Source organism: Streptomyces sp. NPDC026246 (assembly GCF_055567995.1).
Genome location: NZ_JBVHPJ010000003.1, coordinates 210,416 through 233,860 on the forward strand (window position 1 = coordinate 210,416; position 23,445 = coordinate 233,860).

Below are 23,445 nucleotides of genomic sequence, written 5' to 3' on the forward strand. Positions count from 1 at the left end.
CCGCCTACGCCAGGAGCCCGGCGGCGATCTCCCGCAGTGCGCGGGCGGCCCGCCGCTGGAGCCCCGGCCCGAAGGTGATCCGCGTGGCCCCTCGTGCGCCGAGTTCGGCGGGCGAGGGGCCACCGTCGGCAGGCGCCCCGGCATTGATCGGCCCGCGGATCCCGGCGCGCAGCAGCGGCAGCACCTCGGGCGGCGCGCCGATCGGGTACACGCAGTCCGCCCCGGCGGCGACGTACAGCGCGGCCCGCTCGATGGCCCGGTCCGGGTCGCTCACCCCGCGGACGAAGGTGTCCACGCGCGCGTTGAGGAACAACCGGTCCCCGGCCGCCTCCCGCACCCCGGCCAGCCAGTCGGCGTGCGCGCGCGGGTCCTTCAGCACCCCGGCCTCGGAGTCCTCCAGGTTGCAGCCCACCGCGCCCGTCTCCAGCAGCCGCTCCACCAGCTCCTTCGGCGCGAGCCCGTACCCGCCCTCGACGTCCGCCGACACGGGCACCCCGACGGCCCGGACGATCCGGGCGACCGCGGCGAACATCTCACCGGCCGGGACCTGCCCGTCCTCGTACCCGAGGGACGCGGCCACCCCGGCACTGGGCGTCGCCAGCGCCGGGAACCCGGCCTCCTCGAACACCCGGGCACTGGCCGCGTCCCACGGACCGGGCAGCACCAGCGGATCGCCGGGCACCCGGTGGTGGTGCAGGGCGCGGAACGCCTCGGCAGCGGTCACTTGTACTGCCCGGGCTGGTAGTGCCCCGGAGCCATGCGGCAGGTCACGCCGAAGCGGTTCCAGGCGTTGATCACCGTGATCGCGGCGATGACCTGCGCCAGCTCGGCCTCGTCGAAGTGCTTGGCCGCCCGCTCGTAGACCTCGTCCGGCACGAAACCGTCGGTCAGCACGGTCACGGCCTCCGTCAGCTCCAGCGCCGCGATCTCCTTCGCGGTGTAAAAGTGCCGCGACTCGTCCCACGCGCTGAGCTGCACGATCCGCTCGACGCTCTCGCCCGAGGCGAGGGCGTCCTTGGTGTGCATGTCGATGCAGAAGGCGCAGTGGTTGATCTGGGAGGCGCGGATCTTCACCAGCTCGTACAGCGTGTGGTCCAGGCCCTTACGGGCGGCGGTGTCCAGCCGGACCATCGCCTTGTAGACCTCGGGCGCGTGCTTGGCCCATTCCAGCCGGGCGGGCTGCTCGGGGGCGTACTCCACGGGCGCGGTGTCGTCGGTGTGGGTCGTCATGCCGTCGACCCTAGGCAGCAGGCAGCCCAGGAGTATGGTCCATTTCCATGGCGGAACCCTGGGCCACTTTGGGCATCGACCTGCACCTGGAACCGACCGGGCCGGGCCTGCGGCGCGGGCTGACCGGCGCCCTGCGCGAGGCGGTGCGCTCCGGACGGCTGGCCCCCGGCACCCGGCTGCCCTCCTCCCGCGCGCTCGCCGCCGACCTCGGCATCGCCCGCAACACGGTCGCCGACGCCTACGCCGACCTGGTCGCCGAGGGCTGGCTCACGGCCCGGCAGGGCTCGGGGACCCGAGTCGCCACCGGAGCCCCGGCCACGCCCGCCCGGCAGCCGGGGCGGACACCGTCCGCCCCGCCGTCCGGCACGGCAGCCCACGCCCGGCCCCGTGCGCGCAGTCGCCCCTTCTACGACCTGCGCCCGGGCAGCCCCGACCTCGCGTCCTTCCCCCGGGCGGAGTGGCTCAGGGCGGCCCGCCGAGCCCTCGCCGCGGCCCCCCACCACGCCCTCGACTACGGGGACCCGCGTGGGCGCCCCGAGCTGCGGGCCGCACTCGCCGGTTACCTGTCCCGGGCCCGGGGCGTGCGCGCCGACCCCGAACACATCGTGGTGTGCGCCGGGTTCGCGCACGCGCTGCGGCTGCTCGGCACGGTCCTGCACGCCCGCGGGGCCCGGACGGTGGCGGTGGAGTCGTACGGCCTGGACGTGCACCGGGACCTGCTCACCGGCGCCGGGCTGGCCACCACGCCGCTGCCGTTCGACGCACGGGGCACCGACCCCGCCGGGCTCCCCGGCGCCGACGCGGTCCTCCTCACTCCGGCCCACCAGTTCCCCATGGGCGTACCGCTGCACCGCGACCGCCGGGCGGCCGTCGTCGAGCAGGCGCGGCGCACCGGCGCGCTGGTCCTGGAGGACGACTACGACGGCGAGTTCCGCTACGACCGGCAGCCCGTCGGCGCGCTCCAGGGCCTCGACCCCGACCGGGTGGCCTACCTCGGCACGGCGAGCAAGTCCCTGGCGCCCGGGCTGCGGCTGGCCTGGGCCGTGCTGCCGCCGGACCTGGCCCGGGAGGTCGCCGCGGCCAAGGGCGACGTCGACACCTGCGGCGCGCTCGACCAGCTGACCCTGGCCGAGTTCCTCACGTCCGGCGCCTACGACCGGCACGTGCGGGCCGCCCGCCTGCGCTACCGGCGCCGCAGGGACGCCCTGGTCGCCGCCGTCGCGGCCCGGGCCCCGCAGGCCCGGGTCACCGGCATCGCGGCCGGTCTGCACGTGCTGCTGCGGCTGCCGCCCGGAGTCGAGCAGTCGGTGGTCCAGGCGGCCAACTGGCGCGGCCTGGCCCTGCACGGCCTGGCTCGGTACCGCAACCCCGCGGCCCGCGTGGAGCCGCTCGACGCCCTGGTCGTCGGCTACGGCACCCCACCCGACCACGCCTGGTCGGGCGCCCTGGACGCCCTGTGCGCGGCCCTGCCGGGCTGACGCAGGCCGGTGACGGGACCGCCCCCGGCGCGCCCGCCGCCCGCATCCCCGGGGCGTCGGCACACGGCCACGCCGGGAACACCCTCCTGCACGGCAACCTCTCACCCCCGCGCCGCCCCCTCGCCGCAACGGTCACGCCCCGCCCCGCGCCTCTCACGGCCCTTGTCTACCCGCGCCTCTCACGGTCGTCGTATCGCCGCGCCCCGCACGGTCATGGAGCCCCGGCGTCCCTCACGGTCGTGGAGCCCCGGCGTGCCTCCCGGTCGTCGTCTCCCCGGCGTCCCTCACGGCCGTCGTCCCCCCTCGTCCCCGCCACCGCCCGCCCCCTGTGCGGCCGGCCCTTCCGCCGGCCGCTGCTCCGGCTCCACCGGCGCCTCCCCGAAGCGTGACAGGGCCAGCGCGCCCGCCACCGCCACCGCGAAGCCGAGGATCGCCAGCCAGCCCAGGCCCGGGCGGGTGCGGTCGCCGAGCCAGATCACGCCGATCAGCGCGGGCGCCACCGTCTCGCCCAGCACCAGCCCCGCGGTCGCCGTCGTCACCGAGCCGCGCTGCAGCGCCGACGTCAGCAGCAGGAACGCGGCGCCACCGCCCAGCAGCAGCGCGTAGAACGCGGGGTTCGTGAACAGGGCCGCGGGCGTCAGGCCGTCGATGAGCCGTACCGCCACCTCCACCACCCCGAAGCCCAGCCCGGCCCCGAGACCGAGCGCCAGGGCGCGTCCGCGCTCCGGTAGCCGCCCGCCCGCCGCGCCCAGCAGCAGCACCCCGGCCGCCGCCCCGAGCAGCGCCCACTTCAGCCAGCCCGGCCCGGTCTCGTCGCCCTCCGCCCCGGACGCCAGTCCCAGCAGGGCCAGCCCGGCGCACACCACGCCCACCGCCGCCCACTCCAGCCGGCTCAGCCGCACCTTCAGCAGCCGCGCGGCCACCACGGCCGTCACCGCCAGGCTCGCCGCCAGCGCCGCCCCGACGGCGTAGATCGGCACCGACCGCAGCGCCAGGATCTGCAGCACGAACCCGAGCCCGTCCAGCGCCAGCCCCGCCAGATACCGCCACTGCCGCAGCGCCCGCCACAGCAGCGCCACGTCCCCGCCGGGGCCGCTCGCCGCGGCGGCCCGGGCGGCGATCGCCTGCAGCACCGTCGCCGTACCGAAGCACACCGCCGCACCAAGGGCACAAACCATTCCAAAGATCACGAATCGACAGTAGGACAGTGGCCGGAAGGAGGGGGGCATGCGCGCCCGCCCGCGAGATTCTCTAGGCTGACCGCTCGTCAGTGCACAACGGGGAGAATCACAGGGGGATCGCACATGGCCGAGACACGACGACGGCTGCGCTCCAGCACGGTTGTCCTGGGCGGCATGGGGGTCCTCGCGGCCGCCCTGTCCGCATGCGGCTCCGACCCCGACCGCCGCTGCGTGGACCGCGACAGCTACGACTACCTCAACGGCTACAAGGTCGTCGCCGACAAGAACTGCACGTCCGGCGGCTCCTCGTCCGGCAAGGGCCGCACGACGATCGGCAAGGCAAGGAACGCCGACTGGTACTACGACGCCGACGTGAGCAACGGCCGGGCCGACGACGGCACCTTCAGCCGCAGCGAGGCCGTCGACCGGGGCGGCTTCGGCTGCTCGGGCGGCAGCAGCGGCGGCTGACGGGCCCGGCAGGATGGAACGCCGCACGATCACCCCGCGCCCCGACTGGCAGCGCACCGTCGAGGACCAGGGCCTGATCTACCCGCTGACGCGCTACCCCGACGGTTCCCTGCGCCCCTACTGGGACGAGAGCGCCTACTACGTCTTCGGCCTGCCGGAGGTCGAGGCGCTGGAGGAGGTCGTCGAGGAGCTGCACCGCATGTGCCTGGCCGCCGCCGGGCACATCGTCGCCGAGGACCGCTTCGCGGACCTGGGCATCACCGATCCCCGGCTGGCCCGCGTGGTCGCCGAGGCCTGGCACCGCCGAGCCGAACTGCCGTCCGTGTACGGCCGGTTCGACCTGCGCTACGACGGCACCGGCCCGGCCAAGCTGCTGGAGTACAACGCCGACACCCCCACCTCGCTGGTCGAGGCCGCGTCCCCGCAGTGGTTCTGGATGGAGGAGCGCTTCCCCGGCGCCGACCAGTGGAACTCCCTGCACGAACGCCTCGTCGAGGCGTGGAAGAAGCAGGCGGCCCTCCTCCCGCCGGGCAGCCCCCTGTTCTTCGCCCACTCCTCCGCCGACGAACTCGGCGAGGACCTGATGACGGTCGCCTATCTCAAGGAGACCGCCGAGCAGGCCGGCCTGGAGACCGACTGGATCTCCGTGGAGGAGATCGGCTGGGACCGCCTCTCCCGCCGCTTCGTCGACCTGCGCCTGCGCTTCATCCGCAGCATCTTCAAGCTCTACCCCTGGGAGTGGCTCACCACCGACCGCTTCGCCGGCCACGTCCTGGACACCCTGGACAACGGCGGCGGCACCGGCTCCACCCTGTGGATCGAGCCCGCCTGGAAGATGCTCCTCAGCAACAAGGCCCTCCTGGCGATCCTGTGGGAGCTGTACCCGGACCACCCGAACCTCCTGCCCGCCCATCTGGACGGCCCCCGGGACCTGACCGCCACCGGCTGGGTCGCCAAGCCGCTGCTGGGCCGCGAGGGCGCGGGGGTCACGATCCACGAGCCCGGATCGGAACCCGCCCCGCGCGACGAGCCCTGCTGCTACCAGCAGCTCGCCCCCCTCCCCGACTTCGACGGCAACCGCGTCGTCCTGGGCGCCTGGGTGGTGGAGAACGAGTCGGCGGGCCTGGGCATCAGGGAGTCCTCGGGCCTGATCACGGACGAGTACGCAAGATTCCTGCCCCACGTGATCCTCTAGTCGGGGCTCAGGGGCACGTCCCTGAGGGGGCGCGGGGAACTGCGCGATCAACCACGGCGCACTCGCACCCGGCACCGAAGAGCAACCCGGCACACGCTCCCCGCCCGGACCACCCGGTAGGCTGACCACGGGCCGTGACTGGCGCGCTGGGATGGACGAACCATCGGGGAGCGGCCCGAGCAGAACAGAGCCGTGCGCCTGGGCCGTACCGTGAACGCTGAACGCAACGTCCGGAGGTCCCCATGTCAGCAGAGCTCACCCCCGCTTCCACCGCCTACCGCGCCGCCCTCGACGTGATCCGCGCCGTGGAGCCCCGCGTCGCCGACGCCATCGGCCAGGAGGTCGCCGACCAGCGCGAGATGCTCAAGCTGATCGCCTCCGAGAACTACGCCTCCCCGGCCACGCTCCTGGCCATGGGCAACTGGTTCAGCGACAAGTACGCCGAGGGCACGATCGGCCGCCGCTTCTACGCCGGCTGCCGCAACGTCGACACCGTCGAGTCGCTGGCCGCCGAACACGCCAAGGAGCTCTTCGGCGCCCGCCACGCCTACGTCCAGCCGCACTCCGGCATCGACGCCAACCTCGTCGCCTTCTGGGCCGTGCTCGGCGCCCGGGTCGAGGTGCCCTTCCTGGAGAAGACCGGCGTCCGGCAGATCAACGACCTGACCGACGCCGACTGGGCCGAACTGCGCCAGGCCTTCGGCAACCAGCGGATGCTCGGCATGTCCCTCGACGCCGGCGGCCACCTCACCCACGGCTTCCGCCCGAACATCTCCGGCAAGATGTTCGACCAGCGTTCCTACGGCACCGACCCGGCCACCGGCCTGATCGACTACGAGGCGCTGCGCGCACAGGCCCGCGCGTTCAAGCCGCTGATCATCGTCGCGGGCTACTCGGCGTACCCCCGTCTGGTGAACTTCCGGATCATGCGCGAGATCGCCGACGAGGTCGGCGCGACCCTCATGGTCGACATGGCGCACTTCGCCGGTCTGGTCGCGGGCAAGGTCCTCACCGGCGACTTCGACCCGGTCCCGCACGCCCAGATCGTCACCACGACCACCCACAAGTCGCTGCGCGGCCCGCGCGGCGGCATGGTGCTGTGCGACGACTCGCTGAAGGACCAGGTCGACCGCGGCTGCCCGATGGTCCTCGGCGGCCCGCTGCCGCACGTGATGGCCGCCAAGGCGGTCGCCCTCGCGGAGGCCCGCCAGGAGTCCTTCCGCGACTACGCCCAGCGCATCGTCGACAACTCCCGCGCCCTCGCCGAGGGCCTGATGCGCCGCGGCGCGACCCTGGTCACCGGCGGCACCGACAACCACCTGAACCTGATCGACGTGGCCTCCTCCTACGGCCTCACCGGCCGCCAGGCCGAGGCCGCGCTGCTGGAGTCGGGCATCGTCACCAACCGCAACGCGATCCCCGCCGACCCGAACGGCGCCTGGTACACCTCGGGCATCCGCATCGGCACGCCCGCGCTCACCACCCGCGGCCTGGGCACGGCGGAGATGGACGAGGTGGCCGGCCTGATCGACCGCGTGCTCACCGCCACCGAGCAGGGCACCACCAAGTCGGGCGCCCCCTCCAAGGCGGCCCACGTCCTCGACGCGAAGATCGCCGACGAGATCTCCCGACGCGCCACGGACCTGGTGGCCGGCTTCCCGCTGTACCCGGAGATCGACCTCGGCTGACGGCGCCCCGCGAGGGGGGGCGGGGCCGCATCATTTCTGCGGCTCCGCCGCGGGGCGCGACCAGCCACAGCGCTCCCGCGGTTCCCCGTCCGCCGAAACCACCCGCACCCCTCTGAGACAATAAGAAGCATGGCCACTGACCGACCCCGCGTGCTCTCCGGTATCCAGCCCACCGCCGGCTCGTTCCACCTCGGCAACTACCTCGGCGCCGTCCGCCAGTGGGTGGCCCTCCAGGAGACCCACGACGCGTTCTACATGGTCGTGGACCTGCACGCCATCACCATCCCGCAGGACCCGAAGGACCTGCGCGCGAACACGCGCCTGGCCGCCGCCCAGCTCCTGGCGGCCGGTCTCGACCCGGACCGCTGCACCCTCTTCGTGCAGAGCCACGTCCCCGAGCACGCCCAGCTCGCCTGGGTCATGAACTGCCTCACCGGCTTCGGCGAGGCGGGCCGGATGACCCAGTTCAAGGACAAGGCCGCCAAGCAGGGGGCCGAGCGCGCGTCGGTCGGCCTGTTCACGTACCCGATCCTCCAGGTCGCGGACATCCTGCTCTACCAGGCGCACGAGGTCCCGGTCGGTGAGGACCAGCGCCAGCACATCGAGCTCACCCGCGACCTCGCCACGCGTTTCAACGGCCGCTTCGGCGAGACCTTCACGCTCCCCAAGCCGTACATCCTCAAGGAGACGGCGAAGATCTACGACCTCCAGGACCCGTCGATCAAGATGAGCAAGTCGGCGTCCACGCCGAAGGGCCTCATCAATCTCCTCGACGAGCCGAAGGCCACCGCCAAGAAGGTCAAGAGCGCCGTCACCGACACGGACACGGTGATCCGCTACGACGCCGAGAACAAGCCGGGCGTCAGCAACCTGCTCACGATCTACTCGACCCTGACCGGCGAGACCATCGGCGAGCTGGAGGCGAAGTACACCGGCAAGATGTACGGCGCGCTCAAGACCGACCTCGCCGAGATCATGGTCGACTTCGTGACGCCGTTCCGGGAGCGCACCCAGCAGTACCTGGACGACCCCGAGACGCTGGACTCGGTCCTGGCCAAGGGCGCCGAGAAGGCCCGCGCGGTCGCCGCGGAGACCCTCGCCCGGGCCTACGACGCGGTCGGCTTCCTGCCCGCCAAGCACTGAACCCGCCCCGGCGTACGGCCTCACCACCGAACAGCGCTGTACATCACTCCCGTTGCGCCTGCCCGTAACCCCCTCGTGGCCGTACAGTCGATAACCGGGTGGTCGTATCAGCGGCCACACTGACATGACAGGAGACGACGTGGGGACCGTAACGATCGGTGTGTCGATCGCGGTCCCGGAGCCTCACGGCAGCCGGCTTCAGCAGCTGCGCGCGGGCTTCGGCGACGCCGCCGCTCACGGCATCCCCACGCACGTCACGCTGCTCCCGCCGACGGAGATCGACGACAGCGCCCTGCCGGCCGTCGAGGCGCACCTCACCGAGGTGGCCGCGGCCGGCCGGCCCTTCCCCATGCGGCTGTCCGGCACGGGCACCTTCCGGCCGCTGTCCCCGGTCGTGTTCGTCCGGGTCGTCGCCGGGGCGGACGCCTGCACGGCGCTCCAGGAGCAGGTCCGCGACCCCGCCGGGCCGGTCGCACGCGAACTGGCGTTCCCGTACCACCCGCACGTCACCGTCGCCCACGGCATCGACGAGGCGGCGATGGACCGGGCCTTCGAGGAACTCGCCGGCTACGAGGCCGAGTGGCCCTGCACCGGATTCGCCCTCTACGAGCAGGGTTCCGACGGCGTCTGGCGCAAGCTGCGCGAGTTCCCCTTCGGGAGCTCCGTGGTCCCGCCGCAGACCGGCCGCGCGGAGCGCGGCTCGGTCCCCACGCGCTGACGGCCCCCGCGCCGCGGGGCTCAGAGCGGCAGCCGACGGAACACCGCGCGCGGCAGGTGCCGGACGGCCGCCATCACCACGCGCAGCGTGCCGGGCACCCACACCGTCTCCGAGCGGCGCCGCAGCCCCAGCTCCACGGCCGTCGCGACCGCCTCGGGCGTGGTCGCCAGCGGCGCCTCGGGCAGCCCGGCGGTCATCCGCGTCCGCACGAAACCGGGGCGTACGACCATGACGTGCACGCCCGTGCCGTGCAGCGCGTCCCCGAGCCCCTGCGCGAAGGCGTCCAGGCCGGCCTTGCTGGAGCCGTAGATGAAGTTGGCGCGGCGGGCCCGCTCGCCCGCCACGGACGACATCACCACCAGCGAGCCGTGCCCCTGGGACTGCAGGGACCGGGCGCACACCAGGCCCGCCGAGACCGCGCCGGTGTAGTTGGTCTGGGCGACCCGCACCGCGGCCTCGGGGTCGCGCTCGTCGCGCGCCTGGTCGCCCAGGAGCCCGAAGGCGAGCAGCACCATGTCGATGTCGCCCTCGGCGAACACCTTCTCCAGCACGGCCTCGTGCGCGGACGGGTCGAGGGCGTCGAAGGCGACGGTGCGCACGTCCGCCCCGAGCCCGCGCAGGCGCCCGGCGGCCTCCTCCAGGGCGGGCGAGGGCCGGCCCGCCAGCCAGACCGTACGGGTGCGGCGGGCGATCAGCCGGCGGGCGGTGGCCAGCGCGATCTCGGAGGTACCGCCGAGGACGAGCAGGGACTGGGGGAGGCCGAAGGCGTCCTTCATGACAGCTCCTAGTGGTTGCCTAGAGATGGAGGCGGCGGGCCAGGTCGGACACGAACACGCCGTGCGGGTCCAGTTCGGCGCGCAGCGTGCGGAACTCCCCGAGGCGCGGGTACATCGCCGCGAGCAGCTCCGGGCGCAGCCGGGCGTCCTTGGCGAGGTAGACGCGGCCGCCCGCCGCGGCGACCTCCTCGTCGAGCTCGTCGAGGAACGCGCCGAGGCCGGGCAGCCCCGCCGGGACGTCCAACGCCAGCGTCCAGCCGGGCACCGGGAACGACAGCCAGCCCGGGTCGGACTCGCCGAAGCGCTTGAGGACGGCCAGGAAGGACGGGCAGCGGCGGGCCGAGATGCGGTGCACGATGCGGCGCAGGGCGTCCTCCTGGCCGTAGCCGACGGCGAACTGGTACTGGACGAAGCCGCCGCGGCCGTAGACGCGGTTCCAGTGCGGCACGCCGTCCAGCGGGTGGAAGAACGCGGAGATCCGCTGGAGCTGCCCGGTGCGGACCCGGGGTGCCTTGCGGTACCAGAGCTCGTTGAACAGGCCCACGGTCGTGCGGCTGAGCAGGCCCTCGGGCAGGACGGCGGGTGCGGAGGGCAGGCGGGAGGTGCGGAAGGCCAGCGGGTCGCGGCGCAGCCGGGCGGGGAGCGCGTCCAGGGGCGCGTGGTCGCCGCGGGTGAGCACCGCGCGCCCGGTCGAGGCGCCCCGGGCCAGCAGGTCGATCCAGGCCACCGAGTAGCGGTAGCGGTGGTCGGTGGCGGCCAGCCGGGCCATCAGGTCGTCCAGGTCCGCCGCCCGCTCGGTGTCGACCGACACCAGTGTCGTCTCGACCGGCTGCAGCCGGATGGTCGCGGTGAGGATCACCCCGGTCAGTCCCATGCCGCCGGCGGTGGCGTCGAAGAGCGGGGTGCCGGGGATCACGGTGCGGATCTCGCCGTCGGCGGTGAGCAGTTCGAGTGCCAGGACGTGCCGGGCGAAGGAGCCCGAGACGTGGTGGTTCTTGCCGTGGATGTCGGCGCCGATCGCCCCGCCGACGGTGACGTAGCGGGTGCCGGGGGTGACCGGCACGAACCAGCCCAGCGGCAGCAGCACCTGCATCAGCCGGTGCAGCGAGACGCCCGCGTCGCACAGGACGGTGCCGCCGTCGGCGTCGATGGCGTGGATGCGGTCCAGGGCCGTCATGTCGAGCACGGATCCGCCCGCGTTCTGCGCCGCGTCCCCGTACGCCCGGCCCAGTCCTCGCGGGATCCCGCCGCGGGCCCCGCACTCCCGGACGGCTGCCGCGGCCTCCTCGTACGTCCGGGGGCGGATCAGCCGGGCGGCGGTGGGGGCGGTGCGACCCCAGCCGGTGACGGTGGTGTGGTCCAAGCCCATGACCTCGGAGACGTAATCGGTGTCGGCAGACATGTCCGTGACCGTATCGCCCCACTGTGGGCTATCAGTTCGGGAACATGGCACCTCTCCCCGAAATGGGTGATTAATGGGATGTCGCTCAATATTGCCGTAGTTCATGGCGGGTTGGCGTGAACAGTGAGTCCACATGGACGACCTCGACGACCTGCACGACATGGACCACCGGATCGTTTCGGCGCTCAGGGACTGCGGCAGCGACCCGCGGGTGGCGGACGCCGCCCGTGCCCTGTCCTGGGCGGGGGAGCACGCGGCGCTCTGGCTCGCGGCAGGGCTCGCCGGAGCCGCCGTGGACCGCAGGAGACGCGGCGCCTGGCTGCGCGGCACGGCCCTGACCGCCGGGGCGCACCTCGCCAGCATGGGGGTGAAGAGGATCGTGCGCCGTCCGCGCCCCGCGCACGTCGAGCCCCTGGTGCGCACCGCCGGCCGGCACTCCTTCCCCAGCTCCCACGCCACCTCCGCGGCCGCCGCCGCCGTCGCCTTCGGCGCCCTGGGGGCGCGTGCCGTCCCCCCGCTCGCCGCCGCCGTGTGCGTCTCGCGCCTGGTGGCCGGTGTCCACTACCCCTCGGACGTCGCCGCCGGCGCGGCCCTCGGCGCGCTGACCGCCCGGCTCGGCGCCCGCTGGATGACGGCAGGAGCCCCCCGTGACTGAGACGGCCGTCCTGCGCCAGCGCACCCGCGAGGAGCGGCCCGCACCGCCCCGCAAGGGCGGCGTCCTGACCGGCCTGGTCAGGACCGCCCGGCCCAGGCAGTGGGTGAAGAACGTCCTCGTGGTGGCCGCCCCGGCGGCGGCAGGCCAGCTGTTCTCCCGGCACGCCCTGACCCAACTGGGCCTGGTGTTCGTGCTGTTCACCGCCTGCGCCGCCGCCGTCTACCTCGTCAACGACGCCCGCGACGCCGACGCCGACCGCGCCCACCCGGTCAAGCGGCACCGCCCCGTCGCGGCCGGGCAGGTGCCCGTGCCCCTCGCCTACGCCGTCGGCGGCGCCCTCGGCGTCCTCGCGCCCGTCGCGGCGGCCCGGCTGTGCGGCCCGGCCGTCGCCGCCCTCCTGACCGCCTACCTCGCCCTGCAACTGGCGTACTGCATCAGCCTGAAGCACGTCCTCGTGGTCGATCTCGCCGTCGTCACCACCGGGTTCCTGATGCGGGCCATGGTCGGCGGGCTCGCCCTCGGCATCCCGCTCTCGCGCTGGTTCCTGATCACCACCGGGTTCGGCGCGCTGTTCATGGTCTCGGCCAAGCGCTACTCGGAGGCGGTGCAGATGGCCGGGAAGGCCGGCGCCACCCGCGCGCTGCTCACCGAGTACACCGCCGGCTACCTGCGCTTCGTCTGGCAGCTCGCGGCCGGTGTCGCCGTCCTCGGCTACTGCCTGTGGGCGATGGAGGAGGGCGGCGTCCCGCACACCAGCGTGCTGCCCTGGCGCCAGCTGTCCATGATCGCCTTCATCCTGGCCGTCCTCCGCTACGCCGTGTTCGCCGACCGGGGCACGGCCGGGGAGCCCGAGGACGTCGTCCTGCGCGACCGGGCCCTCGCCCTCATCGGCGTGGCCTGGATGGCCATGTACGGCCTGGCGGTGGCCAATTGGTGACCGCTCGCGCCTGGTGCGGCCCGGGATCCCCGCTGCGGCGGGAGGTCCTGGGCTTCGCCGGCGTCGGCCTGCTGGCCTACACCGTCGACCTCGCCCTGTTCACCGGCCTGCGCGGCCCGGCCGGGTTCGGCCCGCTCGCCGCCAAGGCGCTGTCCTTCCTGGCGGCCTGCTCCGTCGCCTACGCGGGCAACGCCCTCGGCCCCTACCGCGACCGCCGGCCGAAGGGCCTGCTGCCCTGCGCGGTTTTCGCCGCGGTGAACCTGGCCGGCGCCGCCGTGCAGCTGCTGTGTCTCGCCGTCAGCCACTACGGCCTCGGCCTCACCTCACAGCGCGCCGACACCGTCTCCGGCGCGGTGGTCGGCATGGCCCTGGCCACGATCCTGCGGTTCTGGGGTACCCGTACATGGGTGTTCCGGGCGGAGGGCAGAGTCGGATCATGGACTGGCTGAAAAGACTCCCGGTGGTCGGGCCGTGGGCGGAGCGGCTGATGATCACCCACGCGTGGCGGTCGTACGAGCGGCTCGACCGGGTGAAGTGGACGCGGCTGGCCGCCGCGATGACCTTCACGAGCTTCGTCGCGCTCTTCCCGCTGCTCACGGTCTCGGCCACCATCGCCGCCGCCACGCTCAGCACCGAGCAGCAGGACCAGATCCAGGACAAGATCGCCGAGCAGGTGCCCGGCATCTCCGACCAGCTGGACATCGCCGGTCTGGTCGACAACGCGGGCACGGTCGGACTGATCGCGGGCGCCGTGCTGTTCTTCACCGGCGTCAGCTGGGCCGGCTCCATGCGCGAGTCCCTGCGGGCGGTGTGGGAACTGCCCGACGAGGAGGAGAACCCCCTCGTGCGCTACGGCAAGGACGCCGGAGTCCTGATCGGCCTCGGCGGCGCGCTGCTGCTGACCATCGCCGCCTCCGCCGTCGCCTCCGCGATGGTCGGCTGGATCACCCGGCAGCTCGGCATCGACGAGGGCGGCTTCAGCGGCGTGCTGCTGCACATCGCCGCGTTCCTGGTCGCCGTCCTCGCCGACTTCCTGCTGCTGCTCTACGTCCTGACCCTGCTGCCCGGCGTGGAGCCCACGCGTCACCGCCTGTTCGTGGCGGCGCTGACCGGAGCGGTCGGCTTCGAACTGCTCAAGCTGCTGCTCAGCGGCTATCTGCAGGGCGTGGCCGCGAAGAGCATGTACGGCGCGTTCGGCGTGCCCGTCGCCCTGCTGCTGTGGATCAACTTCACCTCGAAACTGGTGCTGTTCTGCGCCTCCTGGACGGCGACGCAGAGCAAGCAGGACGAGGTCCCCGCGTTCACGGGCGGGTCCGGCGGCGCACCAGATCCGGCAGCGGCCAGCGGCGGTTGACCAGGAACGCGCCGCCCAGGAGCAGCACCAGCACCCCGCCGGTGATGCCCAGCGCGGTGCCCACCCCACTGGAGCCGCCCGTCGGGGCGCCGGCCACCGGCCTGCCGCCGGTCGCGGTGCCGGAGCCGCTCCCCGCACCGCCGGCCTCCCCGGAGGGGTTCGCGCCGGGCTGGGCGCTGGGCTGGGCGGCGCTCCGCGGCGGCACCAGCTCACCCACCGGCTGCACCTTCCCGGCCGCCTTGAAGCCCCAGTCGAAGAGCCGGGCGGTCTCCTTGTAGACCTCGTTGTGCTCGGGCTTCTCCGGATTCATCACGGTCACCAGCAGCACCCTGCCGTTCCGCTCGGCGACGCCAGTGAAGGTGGCGCCCGCGTTGGTGGTGTTGCCGTTCTTCACCCCCGCGATGCCCTGGTAGACGGGCACGTCCGAGTCGCCGGCCAGCAGCCGGTTGGTGTTCTGGATCTCGAAGGACTCGCGCACCGACTTGCCCTTCTTGCCCTTCTTCGTCTCGCCGGGGAACTTCGCGGAGACCGTGGCGGCGTACTCGCGGAAGTCCTTCTTCTGCATCCCGGACCGGGCGATCAGCGTCAGGTCGTAGGCCGAGGAGACCTGGCCCTCGGCGTCGTAGCCGTCCGGGCTGACCACGTGCGTGTCGAGGGCCTGCAGCTCCTCGGCGTGCTCGTTCATCTCCCGGACGGTGTTGTCGACGCCCTGGTTCATGGCGGACAGCACGTGCACGGCGTCGTTGCCGGAGCGCAGGAAGACACCGAGCCACAGGTCGTGGACGGTGTAGGTCTCCTCCTCCTTTATCCCGACCATGCTGGAACCGGCGCCGATCCCGGCCAGGTCGGAGGGGGCGACCTTGTGCTTCCCGGTCGCGGGGAACTTCGGCAGCAGCGTGTCGGCGAACAGCATCTTCAGCGTGCTGGCCGGGGCGAGGCGCCAGTGGGCGTTGTGCGCGGCCAGCACGTCACCGGTCTCGGCGTCGGCGACGATCCAGGAGCGGGCGCTGACGTCCTTCGGCAGCACCGGCACCCCGCTCGCCAGGTTCACCTGCGTCCCCGGCCTGCCGAGCCGGGCACCGCCCACGGTCGACATCGACGCCGGGGGCGTGGCCGACGGGCTCGCCGAAGGGCTGTCCGAGGGCTTCGGGGCCGCGACGGCGGCGGGCACGGCCAGGGCGAGGGACGACAGAACGGCGGAGGCGACCAGCAGGGATCGCCCGGTGGTCTTCTTCGGTGCGGGCACGATCGGAAACGTACATGCCGTGCGGGGGGAAGTCCCGTTCCCGGCCCCACCCCGCGAACGGAACCGGACAGGGCCTGGCGATACTGGGTGCATGAAGCTCAGCCGCCCCGTCTCCTGGTTCCTGCTCGCCTTCGGGGTGTGGAGCTGGGTCATCTGGATCACTTTCGTCAAGAACCTGGCCGAGGACGGCAGCGGGCTCGCCTTCGACGACGGCCGTCCCACGGCCTACTTCTGGGTGCACCTGCTGCTCGCCGTCGTCTCCTTCCTATTGGGGACGGCCGTCGGGGGCATCGGGTTGCGTGGTCTGCGCGCACTGCGCCGGACGTCATAACGGCAATCGGGAGACACGACACCGTGGCCATCGTCTTCGTGCTCGTCGCCCTGCTGGTCCTGGCCGTCATCGTGACGGCCAACTGGTACGTGTGGCGCCGCCTGTTCCGCGACACCACCCGCGGCCCGGGCCCCCTCCGCCGCGCGGGCGCGGTCCTGATCGCCGGCGGCTGGGTCCTGGCGATCACCGCCCTGGTCGCCGAACGCACGGGCGCCCCCTTCTGGCTCCAGCGGACCCTCGCCTGGCCGGGTTTCCTGTGGCTCGCCCTGTCGATGTACCTCCTGCTGGCGGTGCTGGCCGGGGAGTTCGTCCGGCCACTGCTCGGCCGGTACCTGGCGCGGCGGGCCAGGACGCGGGGAGAGGCACCGCGGCCGGAGGCGGCGCCCACGCAGACCGAGCCGGTCACCGTGCCCGGGACGGGAGCCGTCCCCACGGCGGCCGACCGGCGGCAGCCGGGCCCCGCGCCCGCGTCCGGCGGCCCCGCCGAGCTGCCCACGGCCACGGACCCGGCCCCCGCCGCGTCCTCGGGTCCCTCCCGCCGCCTCTTCGTCTCCCGGGTCGTCGCCGGGACGGCCGCTGCCGCCGCCGTCGGAACCGTCGGGTACGGGACGTACGGCGTCCTGCGCGGTCCGAAGGTCAAGCGGGTCACCGTGCCGCTGGCCAAGCTGCCGCGCGCCGCGCACGGCTACCGGATCGCCGTCGTCAGCGACGTGCACCTCGGGCCCGTCCTGGGCCGCGGCTTCGCCCAGAAGGTCGTCGACACCGTCAACGCGACCCAGCCCGACCTGATCGCCGTCGTCGGCGACCTGGTCGACGGCAGCGTGAAGGACCTCGGTCCCGCCGCCGCCCCGCTCGCGCGGCTGAAGGCGCGTCACGGGTCCTACTTCGTCACCGGCAACCACGAGTACTTCTCCGGCGCGGAGCAGTGGGTCGAGGAGGTGCGGCGGCTCGGGCTGATCCCCCTGGAGAACGCCCGCAGGGAGATGCCCCACTTCGACCTGGCCGGGGTCAACGACGTGGCCGGCGAGGACGAGGGCCGGGGCCCCGACTTCGCCAGGGCGCTCGGCGACCGGGACACCGCACGCGCCTGCGTGCTGCTCGCCCACCAGCCGGTGCAGATCCACGACGCCGTCGAGCACGGCGTCGACCTGCAGCTCTCCGGCCACACCCACGGCGGCCAGCTCTGGCCCGGCAACCTCGTCGCCTCCGGCGCCAACCCCACCCTCGCGGGCCTGGAGCGCTACGGCGACACCCAGCTGTACGTCTCGCGCGGGGCCGGGGCCTGGGGCCCGCCCACGCGCGTGGGGGCGCCCTCGGACGTCACGGTGATCGAACTGGCCTCGAAGCAGGCGTAGGCGTCCCCTCCGGCCGGGGCGCCCTAGGAGTCGCCCCGGCCCGCCGTGCCGTCGCGGCGGGCCGCCGGGTCCGGGATCGCCCGGGTCATCCCGGGCAGGAAGTCCGTGAACAGCTCGTGCACCTCGCGCACGAGCGGGCGCAGCACCCGGAAGCGGGCCAGCGAGACGCCGCGTGCGGTGAGCCGGGCGCCCCGCTCCGCGAGCCGGTAGCTGCGCTCGCGGCCCTCGGTCCGGTCGAAGATCCAGTACAGGCACAGGCCCATCTGGGACAGCCACATCAACTCGGGCAGGATGTCCCGCAGTTCCTCGGGCACCTTGGTCTTCGTCGCCCCGGCCAGCACGTGCCGGTGAACGCTGATGGCCTCCTGGCGCGCGTGCTCCGACTCGGGGGAGAAGGGGCTGAGCGGGCTGTCCGGGTCGGCGGCGTTCTTGAAGAACTGCACCGCGAACTCGTGGTAGGGCGCCGCGATGTCCAGCCAGGCCCGCAGCACGCCGGCGAGCCGGGCCTCCAGGTCGGTCTCCCGGGCCAGGATCTCCCGGACGGCCACCTGGTGCTCGGCGGCGATCCGGTCGTAGAAGCCCTGGATCAGGTGCTCCTTGCCCGCGAAGTAGTAGTACGCGTTCCCGACGGAGACCCCGGCCTCCGTGGCGATGGCCCGCATGGTCGTCTTGTCGTAACCGCGCTCCTGGAACAACCGCATGGCCGTCTCCAGGATCAGCGCGCGGGTCTGCTCGGACTTGGTCGGGTTGGCGCCGTCGTCGGGGCCGTCGTTCTTCGCGGGCACGGAAAGAGAGCCTAACGTCAGCGCCCGGGTGCCTGCCGTGGGGCGCAGGTCCCGTCCGCGCAGCCCGGGCCGCCGTAGGTCCAGCCGGTGCCCGGGGCGTAGGACCAGCCGTCCGCCCGCCGGTACGTCCGGCCGCCCCACTGCCCGGCGCCGCCCTGCCGCCGGTTCCCCTGCGCCCCGCGCCACTTGGCGGCGGCGAGGACCGCCCCCCTGGCCAGCAGGGCCCCCGCGGGGGTGCTCAGCCGGTGGGCGAGACGCCGGTGCCCGCGCAGTGCCCAGAGGGTGACGACCCAGGCGGCCGGGCCCCGGTAGACCTGCCCGGCGTCCCCGACGACGGTGATCTCGTCGAGGGTCGCCGCGTGGTCCAGCCCGGGGAAGCGCCGCCGGGCCTCCTCGGAGCCGGCCGGGACCGGCTCCAGCGGCACCAGGTGTGGCTGCCGCAGGAGCCAGTCGCGCAGGAACGCGCACAGGGAGCACTCGGCGTCGTACAGGACGGTGAGCCGGCGGACCGGGGCGGCGGCGGGCCGCGGGGCCGGTGTGGTGGCGTTCACGGGGCGGTCTCCGCTCAGGCCCGGGCCTGCGGGGCGACCCAGCCCTGCGGCGGGACCGGCGGCACCTGCTCCCGCTCCATCGCGCCCCGGCGCCGGATGCGGTTGAGCACGTAGACGTTGGCCAGGTGCATGAAGCCGAGCACGAGGAGCACCACGCCGAGCTTGGTCGACAGGGCCTCGAAGACGCCGCGCGTGTCCGTGATGGTCTCGTCGTCGCTCAGGTACAGCGCGACGAACCCGAGGTTGACGAGGTAGAAGCCGACGACCAGGAGATGGTTGACGGCGTCGGCGAGCTTCTCGTTGCCCTGCAGCACGTCGGCGAGGAAGACCCTGCCGTTCCGGCTGAGCGTCCGGGCCACCCAAATGGTCAGACCGATGCTGACCAGCAGGTAGATGACATAGGCGATGACCGTACGGTCCATTGCCCCCACCCCTCTTGAACGCGTTCAAAATGCTGTCGGAGATGACTGTAGACCTCTTTTTGAACATGTTCAACACAAGGGCGCACCGACGGGACATCGAGAGGGGGCATATGCCGGAAGGCCCCGTCACCAGCGGTGACGGGGCCTTCTCGGTCGAGCGGTCGAGCGGTCGGGCTCAGTAGCGGCGCGTGATCAGCGCCCTCTTCACCTCGGCGATCGCCTTCGTGACCTCGATACCGCGCGGGCAGGCGTCCGTGCAGTTGAAGGTCGTGCGGCAGCGCCACACGCCCTCGCGGTCGTTGAGGATCTCCAGGCGCTGCTCGCCGGCCTCGTCACGCGAGTCGAAGATGAAGCGGTGCGCGTTGACGATCGCGGCCGGGCCGAAGTACTGCCCGTCGTTCCAGAAGACCGGGCACGACGTGGTGCAGGCCGCGCACAGGATGCACTTCGTGGTGTCGTCGAAGCGCTCGCGGTCCTCGGCGGACTGCAGCCGCTCACGCGTGGGCTCGTTCGTGTCCTTCGTGATGAGGAAGGGCATGACGTCCCGGTACGCCTGGAAGAACGGCTCCATGTCGACCACGAGGTCCTTCAGGACCGTCAGGCCCTTGATGGGCTCGACCGTGATCGGCTTCTCGGGGTTGATGTCCTTGATGAGGGTCTTGCAGGCAAGACGGTTCTTGCCGTTGATCCGCATCGCGTCCGACCCGCAGATGCCGTGCGCGCACGAGCGGCGGAACGTCAGCGTGCCGTCGACCTCCCACTTGATCTTGTGAAGGGCGTCGAGCACACGCTCCTTCGGGTCGATCTCGACCCGGAAGTCCTCCCAGGTGGCCTCGGCCGCGACCTCGGGGTTGAAGCGGCGGACCCGGAAGGTGACCGTGATGTAGGGGGAGTCGGCGAAACCGGGCTCGGGCTTGCCGGCCGCGTCTTCCTTGTCCAGAACGGGGGTAGCCATCAGTACTTACGCTCCATCGGCTGGTAGCGGGTCTGGACGACCGGCTTGTAGTCGAGACGGACGGTTTCGGAGCCGTCGGCGCCGACCTCGCGGTACGCCATGGTGTGCCGCATGAAGTTGACGTCGTCGCGGTTCGGGTAGTCCTCGCGGTAGTGACCGCCGCGGGACTCCTTGCGGGCGAGCGCGGAGACGGCCATGACCTCGGCGAGGTCGAGCAGGTTGCCCAGCTCGATGGCCTCCAGCAGGTCCGTGTTGAACCGCTTGCCCTTGTCCTGGATCGCCACGTTCTTGTAGCGCTCGCGCAGCTCCGCGATCTTCTCGACCGCCGTCTTGATGGTCTGCTCGGTGCGGAACACCATGACGTTGGCGTCCATGGTCTCCTGCAGCTCGCGCCGCAGCTCCGCCACGCGCTCGGCACCGGTGGAGTTGCGCAGCCGCTCCACCTGCTCCAGCACGAGCTCCGCCGGGTTCTCCGGCAGCTCGACGAAGTCCGCCTTCTGCGAGTACTCCGCCGCCGCGATGCCGGCCCGCTTGCCGAAGACGTTGATGTCCAGCAGCGAGTTGGTGCCCAGGCGGTTGGCGCCGTGCACGGACACGCAGGCGACCTCGCCGGCCGCGTACAGGCCCGGGACGACCGTGGTGTTGTCCGCCAGGACCTCACCCTCGACGTTGGTCGGGATGCCGCCCATCGCGTAGTGCGCGGTGGGCTGGATCGGGATCGGGTCCGTGTAGGGCTCGATGCCGAGATAGGTGCGGGCGAACTCGGTGATGTCCGGGAGCTTGGCGTCCAGCTGCTCCGGCGGCAGGTGCGTGAGGTCGAGGTAGACGTGGTCGCCCTCGGGACCGCAGCCGCGGCCCTCACGGATCTCCGTGTAGATGGAGCGGGACACGACGTCACGGGACGCGAGGTCCTTCATGACCGGCGCGTACTTCTCCATGAAGCGCTCGCCGTCCTTGTTGCGCAGGATGCCGCCCTCACCGCGGGCGCCCTCCGTCAGCAGGATGCCCATGCGCCAGATGCCGGTCGGGTGGAACTGGAAGAACTCCATGTCCTCCAGCGGGAGCCCGCGGCGGTAGACGGCCGCCTGGCCGTCACCGGTCAGCGTGTGCGCGTTGGACGTCACCTTGAAGAACTTGCCGCAGCCGCCGGACGCGTAGATCACGGACTTCGCCTGGAAGACGTGGATCTCGCCGGTGGCCAGCTCATAGGCCACCACACCGGCCGACTTCTTGACGCCGTCGACCTCGGTGATCAGCTGGTCGAGGACGTAGAACTCGTTGAAGAACTCCACGCCCTCCTTGACGCAGTTCTGGTACAGCGTCTGGAGGATCATGTGGCCGGTGCGGTCGGCCGCGTAGCAGGAGCGGCGGACCGGGGCCTCGCCGTGGTTGCGGCTGTGACCGCCGAAGCGGCGCTGGTCGATGGTGCCGTTCGGCGTGCGGTTGAACGGCAGGCCCATCTTCTCCAGGTCGAGGACGGAGTCGATGGCCTCCTTCGCCAGGATCTCGGCGGCGTCCTGGTCGACCAGGTAGTCACCGCCCTTGACCGTGTCGAAGGTGTGCCACTCCCAGTTGTCCTCCTCCACGTTGGCCAGCGCGGCGGCCATGCCGCCCTGCGCGGCGCCCGTGTGGGAGCGGGTGGGGTAGAGCTTGGTGAGCACGGCGGTGCGGCTGCGCTTCGTCGACTCGATGGCGGCGCGCATACCGGCGCCACCGGCGCCGACGATGACGGTGTCGTACTTGTGGATCTTCATGATTCTCGCAGCCCCGTGCCTAGCGGATGTTCGGGTCGAAGGTGAAGATCACCAGCGTGCCCAGCAGGATGGTGAACACCGTGGCGGTGTAGAGCAGAGCCTTCAGCCACAGCCGGGTCTGCGCGCGCTCGGCGTAGTCGTTGATGACCACGCGCAGGCCGTTGGCGCCGTGCAGCATCGCCAGCCACAGCATCAGCAGGTCCCAGACCTGCCAGAACGGGGACGCCCAGCGGCCGGCCACGAAGGCGAAGCCGATCTTGGAGACGCCGCCGTCCAGCACGAGCTGGATCAGCAGGTGGCCGAGGACCAGCACGACCAGCACGACGCCCGACAGGCGCATGAAGAGCCATGCGGCGAGCTCGAAGTTGCCCCGGGTGGACCGGGGGGACTTCTTGGTGCGCTTGCGCGGGGCCTCGATGAGGGGCGCCGGGTTGTCGACGGTGTAGACGGCCCCGCCCTCGACGGGGCCCACGCCGGCTGCGGTCTTGTCAGTCGTGGACATTGGCGTCAGCTCCCGAACAGTTCACGAGCGGCGTGGCCGAGCACGGGGTAGATCGCCCCGAGCATCAGCACGACCCACAGGGCGACGACGGTCCAGAGCATCTGCTTCTGGTAGCGGGCGCCCTTGATCCAGAAGTCGACGGCGATGACACGCAGGCCGTTGAGCGCGTGGAAGAGGATGGCGGCGACGAGGCCGTACTCCAGCAGCGCGACGATCGGCGTCTTGTACGTGGCCACGACCTTGTCGTAGGCCTCGGGGGACACACGGACGAGCGCGGTGTCCAGCACGTGAACGAACAGGAAGAAGAAAATGAGGACGCCGGTGACTCGGTGAGCCACCCAGGACCACATTCCTTCCCGGCCGCGGTACAGCGTTCCAGCCGGCACGGAAGTTTCCTCCGGGAGCGGTGATTGGGGCCGCGCCGGCTTTCCTTGTCGGTCGGGCCCGGCCGGGTACGGTCCACCGGCCCCCAGCATCGTAGCGAGGCGCCGACGCGGCGCTGAGCGGGGGTCCCCGGGTGTGATCAAACTGGCACGCAAAGGGGTACGGGTGGGCTAGTGCGGCCAGGGGAGCGGGACGGCCGGCTATCGGCCGGGTGCGGACGCGCCGTGGTCGCCCGCGCAGTCCCCCGCGCCCCGCAGAGCGCTGATCAGCCGTTCCCTCGCGAGGCGCCGAAGCTCGTCGGCGACCACCCCGCGCTCCTCCTCCGGATCGTTCGCCAATCGTGACCGGACGGCCTCCAGGATCCGGTCCAGGACCTCGGAGGGGGGCACCCCGTCCAGGCAGATGACGAACACGTGCCCGAAGCGGGCCTCGTAGGCGGCGTGAGCCGCGCCCAGGGCCGTGTGGGCCGCCGCGTAGGTGTCCGGCGGGAGGGCGGGCAGGGCCTCGGCGGCCAGGGCCTCGCTCAGATCGGCCCAGGTGAGGTCGTAGGCCGCCTCGTCCGCGGCGGCGAGCAGGGAGTCCACGTCCGGGTAAGGGCGGTGGTCGGCGACCCGCCTTGACCACCGGGCGCTGTGCAGGCAGCGGAGGAGGGTGCGGCGCAGCTCCTCGGTGGAGGCCGCGTTGAACGGTTCCACCGGTATGTCGAGCCGGCCGGGGAGATCGGGGAGACGGTGCGCGGGCAGCGTGGGTCCTCGTGGGCGTCACGTGTGTCAGCAGGGCACTCTGTGAGAGTTGTGACGTCACGCTATCGAGTGCGACCGAGACGTGTCCGACGGATGCCCGAATTTCACTCGGGAGAGAGAGTTTCGGAACGCGTGGTGGACGCGCGCGGTACCGGATCGGGTCTTAGGTTGGCGGTGTGAATCAGCACAGGC

Annotated in this window: 26 protein-coding genes and 1 riboswitch; of the genes, 12 read left to right on the forward strand and 14 right to left on the reverse strand. The window is 72.5% G+C overall.

Going from position 1 to position 23,445, the window contains the following annotated elements; translation table 11 throughout:
• Window positions 1–4: 4 nt before the first annotated feature.
• Both ACZ4M5_RS09110 and ACZ4M5_RS09115 read right to left on the reverse strand, forming a co-directional pair.
• Window positions 5–724 (reverse strand): isocitrate lyase/PEP mutase family protein, encoded by a 720-nt coding sequence (locus ACZ4M5_RS09110; RefSeq protein WP_467734581.1) that lies wholly within the window; start codon window positions 722–724, stop codon window positions 5–7.
• On the reverse strand, window positions 721–1,230 hold the full coding sequence (locus ACZ4M5_RS09115; RefSeq protein WP_467734583.1) for a carboxymuconolactone decarboxylase family protein: 510 nt from the start codon (window positions 1,228–1,230) through the stop codon (window positions 721–723). Before ACZ4M5_RS09115 ends, ACZ4M5_RS09110 begins: the two co-directional genes overlap by 4 nt.
• A 47-nt stretch (window positions 1,231–1,277) precedes the next feature.
• Between ACZ4M5_RS09115 and pdxR the strand changes: the two genes are divergently transcribed.
• Window positions 1,278–2,708, forward strand: coding sequence for a MocR-like pyridoxine biosynthesis transcription factor PdxR (gene pdxR / locus ACZ4M5_RS09120; protein WP_467734586.1), 1,431 nt, complete (start codon window positions 1,278–1,280; stop codon window positions 2,706–2,708).
• Between the two features lie 284 nt (window positions 2,709–2,992).
• On the opposite strand, the gene ACZ4M5_RS09125 is transcribed toward pdxR, so the two are convergent.
• Complete coding sequence (locus ACZ4M5_RS09125; RefSeq protein ID WP_467735539.1) at window positions 2,993–3,886, reverse strand: DMT family protein; 894 nt, start codon at window positions 3,884–3,886, stop codon at window positions 2,993–2,995.
• A 126-nt stretch (window positions 3,887–4,012) separates the two neighbouring features.
• On the opposite strand from ACZ4M5_RS09125, the gene ACZ4M5_RS09130 reads away from it, so the two are divergent.
• From ACZ4M5_RS09130 to ACZ4M5_RS09150, 5 genes are all read left to right on the forward strand, one after another.
• A complete protein-coding gene (locus ACZ4M5_RS09130; protein ID WP_398106936.1) occupies window positions 4,013–4,357 on the forward strand; it encodes a hypothetical protein in 345 nt (114 codons plus the stop codon).
• A gap of 13 nt (window positions 4,358–4,370) precedes the next feature.
• On the forward strand, window positions 4,371–5,552 hold the full coding sequence (locus tag ACZ4M5_RS09135) for a glutathionylspermidine synthase family protein (RefSeq protein WP_467734588.1): 1,182 nt from the start codon (window positions 4,371–4,373) through the stop codon (window positions 5,550–5,552).
• Window positions 5,553–5,676: 124 nt separating this feature from the next.
• A riboswitch (ZMP/ZTP riboswitch) is annotated at window positions 5,677–5,763 on the forward strand.
• Window positions 5,764–5,794: 31 nt separating this feature from the next.
• Window positions 5,795–7,240, forward strand: a complete 1,446-nt coding sequence (locus tag ACZ4M5_RS09140) for a glycine hydroxymethyltransferase (RefSeq protein ID WP_467734590.1) — start codon at window positions 5,795–5,797, stop codon at window positions 7,238–7,240.
• Between the two features lie 129 nt (window positions 7,241–7,369).
• Window positions 7,370–8,383 carry a tryptophan--tRNA ligase gene (gene trpS / locus ACZ4M5_RS09145; protein WP_467734592.1) on the forward strand — a complete coding sequence of 338 codons (1,014 nt, stop codon included), beginning with the start codon at window positions 7,370–7,372 and terminating at the stop codon, window positions 8,381–8,383.
• Between the two features lie 139 nt (window positions 8,384–8,522).
• A complete protein-coding gene (locus ACZ4M5_RS09150) occupies window positions 8,523–9,101 on the forward strand; it encodes a 2'-5' RNA ligase family protein (RefSeq protein WP_467734594.1) in 579 nt (192 codons plus the stop codon).
• Between the two features lie 20 nt (window positions 9,102–9,121).
• Here the strand turns inward: ACZ4M5_RS09150 and ACZ4M5_RS09155 are convergent, their stop codons facing one another.
• Window positions 9,122–9,877 carry a decaprenylphospho-beta-D-erythro-pentofuranosid-2-ulose 2-reductase gene (locus ACZ4M5_RS09155; protein ID WP_467734596.1) on the reverse strand — a complete coding sequence of 252 codons (756 nt, stop codon included), beginning with the start codon at window positions 9,875–9,877 and terminating at the stop codon, window positions 9,122–9,124.
• Window positions 9,878–9,896: 19 nt separating this feature from the next.
• Complete coding sequence (locus tag ACZ4M5_RS09160) at window positions 9,897–11,279, reverse strand: FAD-binding protein (protein WP_467734598.1); 1,383 nt, start codon at window positions 11,277–11,279, stop codon at window positions 9,897–9,899.
• A gap of 133 nt (window positions 11,280–11,412) precedes the next feature.
• Between ACZ4M5_RS09160 and ACZ4M5_RS09165 the strand changes: the two genes are divergently transcribed.
• The 4 genes from ACZ4M5_RS09165 to ACZ4M5_RS09180 are packed head-to-tail and all read left to right on the forward strand — an operon-like array spanning window position 11,413 to window position 14,225.
• Window positions 11,413–11,934: a phosphatase PAP2 family protein gene (locus tag ACZ4M5_RS09165; RefSeq protein ID WP_398106928.1), complete on the forward strand. Its 522-nt coding sequence runs from the start codon at window positions 11,413–11,415 to the stop codon at window positions 11,932–11,934.
• On the forward strand, window positions 11,927–12,871 hold the full coding sequence (locus ACZ4M5_RS09170) for a decaprenyl-phosphate phosphoribosyltransferase (RefSeq protein ID WP_467734601.1): 945 nt from the start codon (window positions 11,927–11,929) through the stop codon (window positions 12,869–12,871). Before ACZ4M5_RS09165 ends, ACZ4M5_RS09170 begins: the two co-directional genes overlap by 8 nt.
• Window positions 12,868–13,320: a GtrA family protein gene (locus tag ACZ4M5_RS09175; protein ID WP_467734603.1), complete on the forward strand. Its 453-nt coding sequence runs from the start codon at window positions 12,868–12,870 to the stop codon at window positions 13,318–13,320. Before ACZ4M5_RS09170 ends, ACZ4M5_RS09175 begins: the two co-directional genes overlap by 4 nt.
• Window positions 13,308–14,225, forward strand: a complete 918-nt coding sequence (locus ACZ4M5_RS09180; RefSeq protein WP_467734605.1) for a YihY/virulence factor BrkB family protein — start codon at window positions 13,308–13,310, stop codon at window positions 14,223–14,225. The genes ACZ4M5_RS09175 and ACZ4M5_RS09180 overlap by 13 nt, the downstream gene beginning before the upstream one ends.
• Here ACZ4M5_RS09180 and ACZ4M5_RS09185 read toward each other — a convergent pair.
• Entirely contained in the window at window positions 14,173–15,471 is a 1,299-nt protein-coding gene (locus ACZ4M5_RS09185; protein WP_467734607.1) for a D-alanyl-D-alanine carboxypeptidase family protein, read from the reverse strand. The genes ACZ4M5_RS09180 and ACZ4M5_RS09185 overlap by 53 nt on opposite strands.
• A gap of 91 nt (window positions 15,472–15,562) precedes the next feature.
• On the opposite strand from ACZ4M5_RS09185, the gene ACZ4M5_RS09190 reads away from it, so the two are divergent.
• Both ACZ4M5_RS09190 and ACZ4M5_RS09195 read left to right on the forward strand, forming a co-directional pair.
• A complete protein-coding gene (locus ACZ4M5_RS09190; protein WP_467734609.1) occupies window positions 15,563–15,802 on the forward strand; it encodes an SCO4848 family membrane protein in 240 nt (79 codons plus the stop codon).
• A 23-nt stretch (window positions 15,803–15,825) separates the two neighbouring features.
• Window positions 15,826–17,157: a metallophosphoesterase gene (locus tag ACZ4M5_RS09195; protein WP_467734611.1), complete on the forward strand. Its 1,332-nt coding sequence runs from the start codon at window positions 15,826–15,828 to the stop codon at window positions 17,155–17,157.
• 23 nt (window positions 17,158–17,180) lie between these two features.
• Here ACZ4M5_RS09195 and ACZ4M5_RS09200 read toward each other — a convergent pair whose 3' ends face one another.
• The 8 genes from ACZ4M5_RS09200 to ACZ4M5_RS09235 form a co-directional block, all read right to left on the reverse strand.
• Window positions 17,181–17,942 (reverse strand): TetR/AcrR family transcriptional regulator, encoded by a 762-nt coding sequence (locus ACZ4M5_RS09200; protein ID WP_467734613.1) that lies wholly within the window; start codon window positions 17,940–17,942, stop codon window positions 17,181–17,183.
• A 17-nt stretch (window positions 17,943–17,959) separates the two neighbouring features.
• Window positions 17,960–18,493, reverse strand: a complete 534-nt coding sequence (locus tag ACZ4M5_RS09205; protein WP_467734615.1) for a thiol-disulfide oxidoreductase DCC family protein — start codon at window positions 18,491–18,493, stop codon at window positions 17,960–17,962.
• 14 nt (window positions 18,494–18,507) lie between these two features.
• Window positions 18,508–18,915 carry a hypothetical protein gene (locus ACZ4M5_RS09210; RefSeq protein ID WP_467734617.1) on the reverse strand — a complete coding sequence of 136 codons (408 nt, stop codon included), beginning with the start codon at window positions 18,913–18,915 and terminating at the stop codon, window positions 18,508–18,510.
• Between the two features lie 175 nt (window positions 18,916–19,090).
• Window positions 19,091–19,870 (reverse strand): succinate dehydrogenase iron-sulfur subunit, encoded by a 780-nt coding sequence (locus ACZ4M5_RS09215; protein WP_467734619.1) that lies wholly within the window; start codon window positions 19,868–19,870, stop codon window positions 19,091–19,093.
• Entirely contained in the window at window positions 19,870–21,624 is a 1,755-nt protein-coding gene (gene sdhA / locus ACZ4M5_RS09220; RefSeq protein ID WP_467734621.1) for a succinate dehydrogenase flavoprotein subunit, read from the reverse strand. The genes ACZ4M5_RS09215 and sdhA overlap by 1 nt, the downstream gene beginning before the upstream one ends.
• 19 nt (window positions 21,625–21,643) lie before the next feature.
• Window positions 21,644–22,126, reverse strand: a complete 483-nt coding sequence (locus ACZ4M5_RS09225) for a succinate dehydrogenase hydrophobic membrane anchor subunit (RefSeq protein ID WP_398106917.1) — start codon at window positions 22,124–22,126, stop codon at window positions 21,644–21,646.
• A 5-nt stretch (window positions 22,127–22,131) separates the two neighbouring features.
• Window positions 22,132–22,512: a succinate dehydrogenase, cytochrome b556 subunit gene (gene sdhC / locus ACZ4M5_RS09230; protein WP_037670267.1), complete on the reverse strand. Its 381-nt coding sequence runs from the start codon at window positions 22,510–22,512 to the stop codon at window positions 22,132–22,134.
• A 198-nt stretch (window positions 22,513–22,710) separates the two neighbouring features.
• Complete coding sequence (locus ACZ4M5_RS09235) at window positions 22,711–23,205, reverse strand: 2-oxo-4-hydroxy-4-carboxy-5-ureidoimidazoline decarboxylase (protein ID WP_467734624.1); 495 nt, start codon at window positions 23,203–23,205, stop codon at window positions 22,711–22,713.
• Window positions 23,206–23,445 lie beyond the last annotated feature (240 nt).